We start from the raw sequence: 12,847 nt of genomic DNA, 5'->3' as shown, positions 1-12,847 counted from the left end.
GGGGGTGCTCCAGCAACTGTTCAATCCCTCCGTCCAGCACACGCTCGACCTGATCGGCATCTTCGTCTTCGCGATCTCCGGCGCCCTGCTGGCCGTCCGCAAGAACTTCGACGTCTTCGGGATCGCCGTCCTCGCGGAGATCACCGCGCTGGGCGGAGGGCTGCTGCGCGACGTGATCATCGGTGCCGTACCCCCGGCGGCCTTCACCGACCTGGGGTACTTCACCACACCGCTCGTCGCCGCCCTGCTCGTGTTCTTCATGCACCCGCACGTGGAACGCATCCAGGTCGGCGTGAACGTCTTCGACGCGGCCGGGCTCGGACTGTTCTGTGTCACCGGCACCGTCAAGGCGTACGACTACGGGCTCGGCCTGACCGCCTCCGCCGCCCTCGGCCTCGCGACCGCCGTGGGCGGCGGTGTGCTGCGTGACGTCCTCGCCAACGAGGTCCCCTCCCTGCTGCGCTGGGACCGTGACCTCTACGCGGTCCCGGCGATGGTCGGCGCCACGATGGTGGTGCTCTGCATCCGCTTCGACGCGCTCACCCCGTTCACCAGCGGTCTCGCCGTCGTCACGGCCTTCGTGCTGCGCCTGTTCGCGATGCGGTTCCACTGGCGGGCTCCGCGCGCGTGGAACCGCCGTTCGACGGTTCGTGAGGAGGAGAGCCCTTGATCCGGTCGGCGCCGACCGCTCCGCCGGCGTCTCCGGGACCGCCCGTCCCGCTCTCCGCCCCTTCCGCCCTTTCCGTCCCTGGAGTCCCTGCCGCGCCGACCCCGCCGGAGTCGAACCGTTCGGTCAGCCAGCGGAACACCTCCGGGAGCTGCGGCCGCCACAGTCCCATGTCGTGGCCGCCCGCGCTGCGCGGCAGCAGCACCACGTCCACGCTCGTCGGCGGTTTCGCGATCGCCTGGATCGCGGTGCCCGCCTGGTATCCGTCACCGGACTCGCCGGAGAAGTAGAGGGCGATCCGGGGGTGGACGGGGGCGGCGCGCAGCAGCAGGCGGGGATTGTTCCGCCGGCGCAGTTCGAGGGTCCGCCCGGCAAGTGAACTGCGTTCGCCCCGGGGGTCGTTGTAGCCGGACATGCTCACCGCGGCCCGGTAGCGGTCGGGATGGGCGACGGCCAGCTTGGTGGCGCAGTGCGCCCCGGCCGAGTATCCGGCCGCGGCCCAGCCGTCCGGGGCGGGCTCGGCGCGGAAGTTGTCCATGACCATCCGCGGTACGTCGATGCTGAGCCAGCTCTCCGCGTTCACCGTTCCGGGGATGTTCGCGCAGCCGGTGTCCGCGCGGGCCAGCAGGTTGGTGCGGGGCGCGACCAGGATGAAGGGCGCGACCCGGCCGTCGAGCATCATCGGCCGCAGTTGCTCGTGCACCCTCAGGGAGCCGAACCACGCCTTGGCGGAGCCCGGATATCCCGGCAGCAGCTCCACCACGGGGAACGCGCGGTGCCGGTAGGCGGGTTCGTCGTACTGCGGCGGCAGCCAGACGTAGACCTCGGCGTTCACCCCCGAGATCCGTCCCCTCAGGTCGGTGACGCGCACTCCGCCGGCCTGTCGCATACGCGGCCCGCCGGCCTGCCGGAAGGTCTGCCGCACCGAGGGCAGGTTCTTCGGCGAGATCCCTCCGGTGCCGTCCACGCCGAGGTCGGCGGCCTGCTGGACGTGGTTGCCGGTGCCGAGGAGGTCGGCCCAGTCGTCGTACAGGTTGTTGGCGTTGTTCACGAGGACGAACACGAGGCTGATCGCCGTCCCCTGGACGAGCAGCAGCATCAGGAGCCGGGCCGCGGCGCGCACCGGCGCCGGTCCTGGCACCCGGGACCACAGGACCAGGGGCAGCAGAAGGGCGACGGCGCACAGCACGAAAGAGGTCAGGAGGAATGATGTCCCGGTGAGGCTCATGTCCCATCAGAGGAGAACCCGGACCGATTGGTTACGGATGATTACGGACACTTGACAGGAAATTGCCGAATCCTCACCTGAACGGTCGGATGATGGGGGAAGCGACGGGGGCGCCCGCGCCTCCGAATGGGTGAAAGCTACCGCTTAGTAATTTCCTGTTGTACCGTTCACGTATGCCAGAAGCAGCTTCGGTACAGGCCGCACGGGCCACGATCGGCGACAGCGAGTTCGACCGGGACACCGCCGTCACCCCGCGCGGGGCCGGCGTCTACGACGTCGACCTCTCCGCCGGGTGGACGATCATCAACGCCGTCAACGGCGGCTATCTGCTGGCCGTCCTCGGCCGGGCGCTCGCCGACGCCCTCCCGCACTCCGACCCGTTCACGGTCTCCGCGCACTATCTGACCGCGTCCCAGCCGGGTCCCGCCGTCATCCGCACGGACGTCGTACGCACCGGCCGGACGCTGTCGACCGGACAGGCCTCCCTCTTCCAGTACGACGACGAGGGCCGCGAGGTCGAGCGCATCCGCGTGCTCGCCTCGTACGGCGATCTCGACACCCTGCCCGACGACGTCCGCACGACCGCGCTGCCGCCCGCGATCCCGCCCATGGACCAGTGCTTCGGTCCCCAGGACGCGCCCGCCCCGATCCCCGGCAGCTCGGCGATCACCGACCGGCTGTTCCTCAAGCTCGACCCCGCGACCCTGGGCTGGGCGCTCGGCGCGCCCTCCGGGAAGGGCGAGATGCGGGCGTGGTTCGGACTCGCCGACGGCCGGGACGCCGACCCGCTCTCGCTGCTCCTCGCGGTCGACGCGCTGCCGCCGACGGCCTTCGAGATCGGCCTGTCCGGCTGGGTGCCGACCGTCGAACTGACCGTGCACGTGCGTTCCCGCCCGGCGCCCGGCCCGCTGCGGGTGTCGATCACCACCCGTAACCTCGCCGGGGGCTTCCTGGAGGAGGACGCGGAGGTCTGGGACAGCGAGGACCGCCTGGTCGCCCAGTCCCGCCAACTCGCCCGCGCCCGCCTCGCCTGACCCGCCACGGCCGCTTCCGGCCCGCCCCGGACGGCCGGGGCTCCGGACCCCGGCCTCCGAGCCGTGAGCCCGGTGCGGGACAGCCTGCGGCGCTCTCGCGGCTTCGGAGGCACCCCTGCCTGCCCGGGTGCCCCGTCCCGCCCGTGGTGCGGTGCTCCGCGCCGTCGGGCGGCCACCGTCAGGTCGCCACCGTCAGGCAGTCGGCAGCGGGAGCCGGCCACCAGCGGGCAGTTACCGTCAGGCGGTCACCAGCGGGCGGCGGCCCATCCAGGCCGCCAGCCGCCCGTACGCGTCGGCACCGTCGGGAACCGGCGCCACCGCTCCGAAGGGCAGTTCGGGGTCCTCGCGCCCCTCGTCGGGCAGCACCCGGGCCGCGATCGTGAGCGCGAACTCGGCCAGTTCCGGATCGAGTTCGAGCGGCCGCCCCAGCGCCTCCGAGAGGTCCCAGGTGTGCGTGACGGCCTCCATGACGTACCCGGCGAGCGCGATCCGTCCGGTCGCCTCACCCCACGGCACCCGCACCGGCGCCTCCAGCCGCGCGTCGTCCGCCCATCCGGCGCGGACCTGGGCCCTGGCCTCCTCGTACGCGGCGCTCCAGCCGTCGTCCGGCACCCCGTCGGCGAACGGCCGCACCGCGAGCCCGTCGCCGCCCGCCCCGATCACGGCGATCCGCCGGGTGCCGCCGACCATGTGCGACAGCAGCAGCCGTACGTCGAACTCGGTGCACGGGGTGACACCGCCGAGCTGCTCCGGCCGGACGGTCGCGATCAGCGACGCGATCTGAGCGGCGGCGCGGGCGTACAGGGGGCGGGGGTCCATGGCGTTCATGACTACCTCTTCCGTGTCTCGGTGTGCCCTCACCCTCGACGCATAACCTGACAGTTTCCGTCAGCATTTGTGGACGGCCCGAGGCGGGCGCGATCCTGGGCGCGTGAAGTCCGACCGCCTGCTCTCGATCCTGCTGCTGCTCCAGACGCGCGGACGCGTCCCGGCGCACGAACTCGCCGAACGGCTGGAGGTGTCGGTGCGCACCATCTACCGGGACGTCGAGGCCCTGTCCGCCTCGGGCGTCCCGGTCTACGCCGAACGCGGGCGGCACGGCGGTATCGAGCTGCTCGCCGGATTCCGTACGGACGTCACGGGACTGACCGCGGACGAGTCCCGCTCGCTGTTCATCCTGGCCGCGCAGGGCGCGCACGCCGCCCTCGGCCTCGACGCGGCGCTCGGCTCGGCCCTGCGCAAGGTGATGGCCGCGCTGCCAGCGCCCTTCAGACCCGCCGCCGAGGTCACCAGCCGGCGGATCCTCGTCGACGCCACACGCTGGAGGGGCGGTCCCCGGCGGGCGGTGGATCTGGACGTGCTGCAGGACGCCGTCTTCTCCGACCGCCGGCTGCGGCTGCGCTACCGCCACGGCGGGGACACCGAACCGAGCACCTGCACCGTCGACCCGTACGGCCTCGTCTCCAAGGCCGGTGTCTGGTACCTCGTCGCCGACCGGCGCGGAGCTCCGCGGCTGTTCCGCGCCGACCGGGTCCGTTCGGCCACCCTGCTGCCGGACCCGGTGCGGCGCCGTCCGGGCGTCGAACTCGCCGACGCCTGGGAGGTGCTGCGCCGTCAGGTCGAGGAGCGGCCGGGGGGTGTCGACGTCACGGTTCGGGTACGGCGCTCCCGCCTCGACATGTTCGTACGCCTTCACGTGGCCTCCCTCGCGGAGCTGCCCGAGGACGACGGCGACGGCGAGTGGGTCACCGCGCGCCTCTCCCTCGGCTCGGTGCGTGAAACCCGCACGCTGCTGGCCTTCGGGGACGCGCTGGAGGTCCTCGCGCCGGCCGAGGCACGCGAGGAGCTGGCGGAGACGGCGGCCGCCATCAGCGCGGTGTACGAAGGGGGTTGAGCACCGGCGCCGGGCCCGCGCCGCACAGCAAGGCACAGCTCCGGCACAGCGCGGCCCTACGTGGATCTGGTCCGCTGTCTCCCGCTCGTCCGGCCCTCGTCGGCCGACTTACGTGACCTGACCGGGAGTTGCCCCATGAACCGTCGTGCACGACTCGTTCCCTTCGTCGCCGTCCTCGCGCTCTCGCCCCTGCTGGCGGCCTGCGGCTCCGGTGACTCGTCGTCCTCGGACGGCAAGACCTCCGGCGGGCAGAACTGCACGCGTCCGTCCGGGATGCCGGGCGGAGCCTCCGGACGCCCCAGCGGTGCGCCCTCGGGCATGCCCTCGCGGTCCGGTGCCCCTTCGGGCATGCCCACCGGGAACGCCCCCTCCGGGTTCCCCTCGGGTATGCCGAGCGGTGGCCCCGGCGGTGGCGCGGGCGGCGGTCAGGGCGGCTGCGGCGGCGGTCCCGGCGGCGGCCAGATGAGGCAGGGGCAGTCGGCCGCTCAGGGCTGAGACGGGGGAGGACCCGCTGCCGTACGGAGGCGGTGTCACGCCGGTACGGCGGGGCCCGCGGAGCCGAGGGCGAGTGACGGTGCGGCGCGTCCGGGGAACGGGCGCGCCGCCGGCCTGTGTCGCTGTCCTGGCCCCGCGGCGGGGCTGATCAGCCGAGCCAGTGGCGGCGGCCGATGCTGATCAGCCGCATCTGGCGGCTCGCCGTCCTGGCCACCCGTTCGCGTTCCGCCGGGGAGCCGTCCAGCGCCTCCAGGAACGCCGAGGCGGCCATCAGCATGTGGTCGACGTACAGGCCCGCCAGCATCAGCAGATCGTCGTCGTTCCACCCCGCCGACTCGGGGTGCTCGGCCAGCGCGTCCCTGACCTCCTCGGCGAACCGGGCCAGTTGCTCGCTGATCGCGTCCCGCACCGGCTGGACACCACCGTGCCGCTCGCGTGCGATGAAGCGGACGTGCGCCGGGTGCGTCGCGACGTGGTGGGCGATCAGTTCCACGGCGCGCGCGATGCGTTCGTCGCCGTCGCCGGCCGTCGACACGATGTCCTCGATCATCGGGTGCAGGCTGCCGAGCGCCTCCTCGACCAGCGCCGCACCGAGATCCGCCGTCGAGCGGAAATGCCGGTAGAAGGCGGTCGGAGCGACTCCGACGGCGCGGGTGACCTCCCGCAGTCCCAGGCTGCTCAGGCTCTGATCCTCCAGAAGCCCCAACGCGGCGTCCAGCAGCGCCTGTCGGGTTTTCTGCTTCTGCGCCTGGCGGATGCCGAGAGTGTGACTCATGCCATGCAGTTAACAACTGTTCTCCGGAATTTTAAAGCCGTGGAGCGCGCTAGACTCAAGAGTCAGTGAACAACTGTTACTACAACCGTTCACTGAGCTGTCAAGTCCCGGAAACATCGGGCCCTCACCGTTGAGGTCCCGGATGTTCCAGGACCGGACTTCGAGACTTCTTCGAGAGGCATCTCATGCTGTTCCTCGTCGCCGCACTCCTGCTGCTCGGCGTCGTGATGGGCTCCGTGGCGCACGCGCCGCTGTCCTTCACCCTCGTTGCCGCGGCCGTCATCGGCGTCTGGCTGATCGTCTTCGCGCTGCGCGAGCGCGGGGCCCGCCGGCGCCACCCCTCCGCCAACTGACCGTTGGTCCCGCACCTTTGCCGGCCGGCCGTTGGTCCCACACCTTCACCGACTGACCGTTTGGAGCTGACTCACGTCATGGAACTCACCGCGCGCACCACCGGCACGACCCGCTCGCCCCGCACCACCGCGACGCCCCGCACCGCCGAAGCCGTCCGCACCGCGGGCGCCACCGAGACCGTCCGCGTCACGCGCCGGACCGGCGTCAAGGACGCCGACGGCATGGCCGTGGCCTCCTTCGTCCTCGGCCTGCTCGGCCTGCTCGTGCTGAACGTCTTCCTGGGCCCCGTCGCCATCGTCCTCGCCTCCGTCGCCCTCTGGCGCGGCACGGCCCGCCGGGGCCGCGCCTTCCTCGGCCTCGGCCTGGGCATCGCCGACCTGGTGGTCCTGGTCGCCTTCATGCAGGTCGACAACACGGTGTCCTGGAGCTTCTGAGGCCGCCGCGACGGTCGGGGCCGAGGTCACGGCCCACGGCGAGCGGCGCCGGGCCGCCGTGCGAGGACCCGGGCGCGGCGCCGTGGAGCGCGCCGCAGGCCCGCGGCGCGAGGCGGGGCGGGCCGTCATGCCGCCGGGGGCAGGGGAGTAGGGGGAACGGGCCCGTAGAATCGAGCCCACCATGGCTTACCTCGACCACGCCGCGACCACCCCCATGCTTCCCGAGGCAGCAGAGGCCCTGACCGCCCGACTGAGCGTCACGGGCAACGCCTCCTCCCTCCACGCCGCCGGCCGCACCGCGCGGCGGGCCGTCGAGGAGGCCCGTGAAACCCTGGCGGACGCCCTCGGCGCCCGTCCCAGCGAGGTGGTCCTCACCTCCGGCGGCACCGAGGCCGACAACCTCGCGGTGAAGGGCCTGTACTGGTCCCGCAGAGACGCCGATCCGGCCCGTACCCGCGTTCTCGCGAGCCCCGTCGAGCACCATGCCGTCCTCGACGCGGTCCACTGGCTCGGCGAGCACGAGGGCGCCACGGTCGAGTACCTGCCCGTCGACGCCTACGGTCGCGTCCACCCCGACGCCCTGCGCGAGGCCGTCGCCCGCAACCCCGCGGACGTCGCCCTCGCCACGGTCATGTGGGCCAACAACGAGATCGGCACCATCATGCCGGTCCGCGAACTGGCGGACGTCGCGGCCGAGTTCGATGTCCCGCTGCACGCCGACGCGGTCCAGGCCTTCGGGCAGGTCCCGGTCGACTTCGCGGCCTCCGGCCTCGCCGCGATGACGGTGTCCGGCCACAAGATCGGCGGTCCCTACGGGATCGGCGCGCTGCTTCTCGGCCGCGAGTACAGCCCCGTGCCCGTGCTGCACGGGGGCGGTCAGGAGCGCCATGTGCGCTCCGGCACCCTCGACGTCCCCGCCACCGTGTCCTTCGCGGTCGCCGGGCGGCTGGCCGCCGAGCGGCAGGAGTGGTTCGCCCGCGAGATCGGCGCCCTGCGCGACGACCTGGCCGACGCCGTCGTCAAGGCCGTGCCCGACGCGATCCTCGGCGGTGACCCGGAACCCGGGGGTCGGCTGCCCGCCAACGCGCACTTCACGTTCCCCGGCTGCGAGGGCGACTCGCTGCTCCTGCTGCTCGACGCGCAGGGCATCGAGTGCTCCACCGGCTCGGCGTGCACGGCGGGCGTGGCCCAGCCGAGCCACGTCGTCCTCGCCACCGGCACCGACCCGGACCTCGCCCGTGGCACCCTGCGCTTCTCCCTCGGCCACACGTCCACACGGGCGGACGTCGCGGCGGTGGCGCGGGCCATCGGCCCGGCGGTGGAGCGGGCGCGCAGGGCGGGTCTGACCTGACGTCCCCCCGGTGAGGCGCCGGGGGATCCTCGGCAGGCGGGATTCCTCGGCAGACGGGATTCCTCGGCAGACGGGATTCCTCGGCAGACGGGATTCCTCGTCAGGCCGCTGCCGACCGGGCCCGCCGTACTAGCCGTATGTACCGGTCCCAGTCCCAGTACCGTCCGGGATCCGTGTGGTCCGTGCCCGGGACCTCGATGTGTCCGATGATGTGCTCGCGGTCCACGGGGATGCCGTACCGCCCGCATATCCTGGCCGTCAGCCGCGCCGAGGCCTCGTACATCGCGTCCGTGAACGACGAGGGGCGGTCGACGAAACCCTCGTGCTCGATGCCGACGCTGCGTTCGTTGTACGCGCGGTTGCCCGCGTGGAACGCCACGTCCAGCTCGCGGATCATCTGCGTGACATGACCGTCCCCGCGGACGACGTAGTGAGCGGCCGCCTCGTGCTTCGGGTCCTGGAAGGCCCGCACCGCGCTCGCGAAGCTGCCCTGGGTGACGTGGATGACCACCCGGTCTATCCCGTAGTCGTCGGGGCGGTCGGCCCGCCGCCAGTTCGCCGCCGAAGCCGCCACCCACTGCGCGCCCCGGAAGTCCACCGTCCCCGCGACGCGTGCCTTCTCCACGCCCGGCAGCCGCCACCACAGGTGCGACAGCTCCTCCCGGGCGAGCCCGGCCGCGCTCACGGCCGCCGCCAGACCGCCGATGAGCAGCACGCGGCGTCCGGGCGGCCGGTCGCCGTCCTTGGCTCCCGCCGCGGCCCCACCGCTCCGTGGCTTTCCCGGCTTCCCCTTTTTCGCCCCCATGCGATCTTCAACGGATACTCGCGGGTTCCGGTTCCCGCGGCCCCGTACTCTGGAGGGGTTATGACTGACACCTCGCAGCGCCCCCTCCGCGTCCTCGCCGCCATGTCGGGCGGAGTGGACTCCGCCGTAGCCGCCGCCCGTGCCGCCGAGGCCGGGCACGACGTGACGGGTGTGCACCTCGCCCTCTCGGCGAACCCGCAATCGTTCAGGACCGGCGCGCGCGGCTGCTGCACCATCGAGGACTCGCGCGACGCCCGCCGGGCCGCCGACGTCATCGGCATCCCGTTCTACGTCTGGGACCTCGCCGAGCGTTTCCGCGAGGACGTCGTCGAGGACTTCATCGCCGAGTACGAGGCCGGCCGCACCCCGAACCCGTGCCTGCGCTGCAACGAGAAGATCAAGTTCGCCGCCCTGCTGGACAAGGCGCTCGCGCTCGGCTTCGACGCGGTCTGCACCGGCCACTACGCCCAGGTGATCGTCCGCGAGGACGGCACCCGCGAGCTGCACCGCGCCTCCGACATGGCCAAGGACCAGTCGTACGTCCTCGGCGTCCTGGACGACCGCCAGCTCGCCCACGCGCTGTTCCCGCTCGGCGACACGGTCACCACCAAGGACGAGATCCGCGCCGAGGCCGAGCGCCGGGGCCTGGCCGTCGCCAAGAAGCCGGACTCGCACGACATCTGCTTCATCGCCGACGGCGACACCCAGGGCTTCCTGGCGAACCGCCTGGGCAAGGCGGAGGGTGACATCGTCGACGAGGCCGGAGCGGTCATCGGCTCCCACGAGGGTGCGTTCGGTTTCACGATCGGGCAGCGCAAGGGGCTGCGCATCGGCACCCCCGCCGCCGACGGCAAGCCGCGCTACGTCCTGGACATCTCGCCGGTGAACAACACGGTCACGGTCGGCCCGGCCGCCTCCCTGGACGTGTCCGCCCTGACCGCGATCAAGCCCCGCTGGTGCGGCGCCGCCCCGGTCGGTCCCGGCACCTACACCGCCCAGCTGCGCGCCCACGGCGGCGAGACCGAGGTGAGTGCCGGCCTGGTCGACGGCGAGCTGCGGGTCACCTTCACCGAGCCGGTCCGGGGCGTCGCCCCCGGCCAGGCGATCGTCCTGTACGACGGCACCCGCGTGGTGGGGTCGGCGACGATCGCGACGACCACGCGCGCGACGGCGGACGTCTAGACCGGCCTGCCCGGCCGGTACGGGAGAGCCCTCGGGCCGACCGGGCCGGGCAGGTGAGGGACCTCGGTGGGGCCCTCGGCTAACCGTCCGTGCCGAAGAACTCCGCCAGCACCGGGGCGAGCGCCTGGGGATCCACCATGTGGGTCTGTCCCTCCAGCGTGCGGTACGACCCGTTCGGCGCGGCCTCCGCGATGGTCCGGGCCGCCTCGCGCATCCACGCGGGGCTCGCGTCGCCCGCGACGGACAGCAGCGGCACGGAGAGCGCGGCCAGCCGTTCGCGGGGCACCCGGCCCCCGCCCATCGCGGCGTCGTCGTACGCCAGGGTCGGAGCGAGGGCTTCCATACCGGGCCAGGCGTGGGACATGCGCACTCCGGCGATCATCTCCGGGGGCGTGCCCACGAGGGTCAGGAACAGCTCGACCGCGTCACCATGACGACCCTGGCCGAGCAGCTCGGTCAGCCGCCCGGTGTACTCCGCCCGCTGCTCGGCCGCCACCTCGTCGACGGCGAACGGCGTCTCGTAGACGGCGACTTCACGGACGGGCAGCCCGCTCGCGGCCGCCTCCAGGGCCAGCGCGCCGCCCGAAGAGATGCCGTAGAGCGCCGCGCTGTCCCCGAAGGCCTCGACCAGCGCCGCGATGTCCTCGATCTCCCGGGCCACCGCGAAAGGCGCCGTGTCGCCGCTGCCGCCACGGCCCCGCCGGTCGTAGGTGACGGCGCCGAAGCGGTCCGAGAGGGCCTCGGCGAGGGGCGCGAGCGTGGCACCCGTGCACATGGCACCACCCACCAGCACGAGCGTCGGGCCGTCACCGTGGCGTTCGTACGCGATGGGTGTCCCGTCGCGCGAGATCGTCTTGTTGTCCATGCCTGTAGAGACTGCCGGGCCGGCGCGAACTCATCGCGTCACCACGCCCGCGTCCGCCCGGATCTCAGGACACGTCCGCCTCGTAGAAGCAGAGGTGGTCCTTGATCTCGGCGACGTCGGGCTTGGGATCGGGGTAGGCCCACACGAGATCGGCCGCTCCGGGCCGCGACCAGTAGGACGCGGTGCCCTTGAAGGGGCAGTACGTGTGGGTGTCGGAGGGCGTCAGCAGCTCCAGACGGACGTCCTCGGGCGGGATGTAGTAGCGGACCGGACAGCCCGTCTCGCGCAGCACCAGGGGGCGGTCGCTCTCCGCCAGAACCTGGCCGCCGTGCACGACGCGGACATGGCGCGTGCCTTGCTCGATCGTGATCGTGTGTCCTTCAGCCATACCGGGAAAGCGCTCGCGGGCCCCGAATCCTTCCCGCGTACGGTGAAGTCATGAACATCTGTGTCTTCCTCTCCGCCGCCGACCTCGACGACCGCTACACGCGCCCCGCCCGGGAGTTCGCCGAACTCCTCGGCAAGGGCGGCCACACACTCGTGTGGGGCGGCTCCGACGTCGGCCTGATGATGAAGGTCGTCGCCGACGGGGTGCAGCAGGCGGGCGGACGACTGGTGGGCGTCTCCGTGGACTTCCTGGCCGCCAAGGCCCGCCCGGGCGCCGACGAGATGGTCGTCGCCCGGGACCTGGCCGAGCGCAAGGCGCTGCTCCTGGCGAAGGCCGACGCGGTGGTCGTCATGGTCGGCGGCACCGGCACGCTCGACGAGGCGACCGAGATCCTGGAGCTGAAGAAGCACGGGAAGACCGAGAAGCCGGTGGTCCTGCTCAACACGGCCGGCTTCTACGACGGCCTCAAGGAGCAGTTCCGGCGGATGGACGCCGAGGGCTTCCTGCCGCGCCCGCTCACCGACCTGGTGTTCTTCGCCGAGGAGCCGGTGGGGGCGCTGGCCTACCTGGAGGAGAGCGTCGGCACCCGCTGAGGCGCGACAGGCACCCGCCGAGGCGCCGGGCAGGCGGTTCGAGACCGGCGCCCGGTGATGCGAGCATGGCGTCCATGGCTACACATGTGATCACCGGGGCCGGTTCCGGAATCGGCGCGGCCGTCGCCCGCCGTCTGCACGCGCGCGGGGACGAACTCGTGCTCCACGCGCGTGACGCCGGCCGCGCCAAGGAACTGGGCGCCGCGTTCCCCGGGGCGAAGACCCTGGTCGGCGACCTGGCGGACCCCGAGAAGCTCTCCTGGGCGTTCTCGCACCAGTCGCTCCCGGGCCGGATCGACTCCCTGCTGCACATCGCGGGCGTGGTCGACCTCGGTCCGGTCGGCGAACTGACCCCGAAGTCCTGGCGCCATCAGCTCAACGTCAACCTGATCGCCCCCGCCGAGCTGACCCGCCACTTCCTGCCCCAGCTCCGCCTGGCCCAGGGCCACGTGCTCTTCGTGAACTCCGGCGCCGGTCTGAACGCCCACGCCGACTGGTCCGCCTACGCCGCCTCCAAGCACGGTCTGAAGGCCCTCGCCGACTCCCTGCGCCACGAAGAACACGCGGCCGGGGTCCGGGTGACCTCCGTCTACCCCGGCCGCACCGCGAGCCCCATGCAGGCCAAGGTCCACCAGCAGGAGGGCAAGGAGTACGACGCCTCGAAGTGGATCGACCCCGAGTCGGTGGCGACGACGGTCCTGATGGCCCTCGACCTGCCCCGGGACGCCGAGGTCAACGACCTGACGGTGCGCCCGGGCGGCTGACCTCCCCGCGGGATTCCG

Annotated in this window: 16 protein-coding genes; 10 read left to right on the top strand and 6 right to left on the bottom strand. The window is 72.6% G+C overall.

What is annotated here, in order from left to right:
• The first annotated feature begins 4 nt into the window (after nucleotides 1-4).
• A complete protein-coding gene (locus OG780_RS13325; protein WP_326785392.1) occupies nucleotides 5-670 on the top strand; it encodes a trimeric intracellular cation channel family protein in 666 nt (221 codons plus the stop codon).
• On the opposite strand, the gene OG780_RS13320 is transcribed toward OG780_RS13325, so the two are convergent.
• Nucleotides 570-1,895, bottom strand: coding sequence for an alpha/beta hydrolase (locus OG780_RS13320; RefSeq protein ID WP_328447875.1), 1,326 nt, complete (start codon nucleotides 1,893-1,895; stop codon nucleotides 570-572). The genes OG780_RS13325 and OG780_RS13320 overlap by 101 nt on opposite strands.
• A 173-nt stretch (nucleotides 1,896-2,068) precedes the next feature.
• Here OG780_RS13320 and OG780_RS13315 point away from each other — a divergent pair, with 173 nt between their 5' ends.
• A complete protein-coding gene (locus OG780_RS13315; protein ID WP_328447873.1) occupies nucleotides 2,069-2,929 on the top strand; it encodes a thioesterase family protein in 861 nt (286 codons plus the stop codon).
• 237 nt (nucleotides 2,930-3,166) lie between these two features.
• Here OG780_RS13315 and OG780_RS13310 read toward each other — a convergent pair whose 3' ends face one another.
• Nucleotides 3,167-3,757 (bottom strand): TIGR03086 family metal-binding protein, encoded by a 591-nt coding sequence (locus tag OG780_RS13310; protein WP_328447871.1) that lies wholly within the window; start codon nucleotides 3,755-3,757, stop codon nucleotides 3,167-3,169.
• Between the two features lie 103 nt (nucleotides 3,758-3,860).
• Here OG780_RS13310 and OG780_RS13305 point away from each other — a divergent pair, with 103 nt between their 5' ends.
• A complete protein-coding gene (locus OG780_RS13305; protein ID WP_328447869.1) occupies nucleotides 3,861-4,823 on the top strand; it encodes a helix-turn-helix transcriptional regulator in 963 nt (320 codons plus the stop codon).
• A 135-nt stretch (nucleotides 4,824-4,958) separates the two neighbouring features.
• Nucleotides 4,959-5,318 (top strand): hypothetical protein, encoded by a 360-nt coding sequence (locus OG780_RS13300; RefSeq protein WP_328447867.1) that lies wholly within the window; start codon nucleotides 4,959-4,961, stop codon nucleotides 5,316-5,318.
• A 148-nt stretch (nucleotides 5,319-5,466) separates the two neighbouring features.
• On the opposite strand, the gene OG780_RS13295 is transcribed toward OG780_RS13300, so the two are convergent.
• Nucleotides 5,467-6,093 (bottom strand): TetR family transcriptional regulator, encoded by a 627-nt coding sequence (locus tag OG780_RS13295; protein ID WP_328447865.1) that lies wholly within the window; start codon nucleotides 6,091-6,093, stop codon nucleotides 5,467-5,469.
• Nucleotides 6,094-6,278: 185 nt separating this feature from the next.
• Here OG780_RS13295 and OG780_RS13290 point away from each other — a divergent pair, with 185 nt between their 5' ends.
• The 3 genes from OG780_RS13290 (at nucleotide 6,279) to OG780_RS13280 (ending at nucleotide 8,232) form a co-directional block, all read left to right on the top strand.
• Nucleotides 6,279-6,446 (top strand): hypothetical protein, encoded by a 168-nt coding sequence (locus tag OG780_RS13290; protein WP_326785385.1) that lies wholly within the window; start codon nucleotides 6,279-6,281, stop codon nucleotides 6,444-6,446.
• A gap of 222 nt (nucleotides 6,447-6,668) precedes the next feature.
• On the top strand, nucleotides 6,669-6,881 hold the full coding sequence (locus OG780_RS13285) for a DUF4190 domain-containing protein (protein ID WP_328458090.1): 213 nt from the start codon (nucleotides 6,669-6,671) through the stop codon (nucleotides 6,879-6,881).
• Nucleotides 6,882-7,062: 181 nt separating this feature from the next.
• The gene (locus OG780_RS13280; RefSeq protein WP_328447863.1) at nucleotides 7,063-8,232 is read left to right on the top strand and encodes a cysteine desulfurase family protein; all 1,170 of its coding nucleotides are present in this window, start codon (nucleotides 7,063-7,065) and stop codon (nucleotides 8,230-8,232) included.
• Between the two features lie 100 nt (nucleotides 8,233-8,332).
• Here OG780_RS13280 and OG780_RS13275 read toward each other — a convergent pair whose 3' ends face one another.
• A complete protein-coding gene (locus OG780_RS13275; RefSeq protein WP_328447861.1) occupies nucleotides 8,333-9,037 on the bottom strand; it encodes an N-acetylmuramoyl-L-alanine amidase in 705 nt (234 codons plus the stop codon).
• Between the two features lie 60 nt (nucleotides 9,038-9,097).
• On the opposite strand from OG780_RS13275, the gene mnmA reads away from it, so the two are divergent.
• Nucleotides 9,098-10,219 carry a tRNA 2-thiouridine(34) synthase MnmA gene (mnmA, locus tag OG780_RS13270; RefSeq protein ID WP_328447859.1) on the top strand — a complete coding sequence of 374 codons (1,122 nt, stop codon included), beginning with the start codon at nucleotides 9,098-9,100 and terminating at the stop codon, nucleotides 10,217-10,219.
• 79 nt (nucleotides 10,220-10,298) lie between these two features.
• Here the strand turns inward: mnmA and OG780_RS13265 are convergent, their stop codons facing one another.
• Nucleotides 10,299-11,084: an alpha/beta fold hydrolase gene (locus OG780_RS13265; RefSeq protein WP_328447857.1), complete on the bottom strand. Its 786-nt coding sequence runs from the start codon at nucleotides 11,082-11,084 to the stop codon at nucleotides 10,299-10,301.
• 64 nt (nucleotides 11,085-11,148) lie between these two features.
• Nucleotides 11,149-11,472, bottom strand: a complete 324-nt coding sequence (locus tag OG780_RS13260) for a DUF427 domain-containing protein (protein ID WP_326785379.1) — start codon at nucleotides 11,470-11,472, stop codon at nucleotides 11,149-11,151.
• 50 nt (nucleotides 11,473-11,522) lie between these two features.
• Here OG780_RS13260 and OG780_RS13255 point away from each other — a divergent pair, with 50 nt between their 5' ends.
• Both OG780_RS13255 and OG780_RS13250 read left to right on the top strand, forming a co-directional pair.
• A complete protein-coding gene (locus tag OG780_RS13255; protein WP_328447853.1) occupies nucleotides 11,523-12,065 on the top strand; it encodes a TIGR00730 family Rossman fold protein in 543 nt (180 codons plus the stop codon).
• 65 nt (nucleotides 12,066-12,130) lie between these two features.
• Nucleotides 12,131-12,829 carry an SDR family oxidoreductase gene (locus OG780_RS13250; RefSeq protein WP_328447851.1) on the top strand — a complete coding sequence of 233 codons (699 nt, stop codon included), beginning with the start codon at nucleotides 12,131-12,133 and terminating at the stop codon, nucleotides 12,827-12,829.
• The last annotated feature ends 18 nt before the right edge of the window (nucleotides 12,830-12,847 follow it).

This window comes from Streptomyces sp. NBC_00386, assembly GCF_036063235.1.
GTDB lineage: Bacteria > Actinomycetota > Actinomycetes > Streptomycetales > Streptomycetaceae > Streptomyces.
This window is presented reverse-complemented; position numbering and strand designations above follow the sequence as displayed.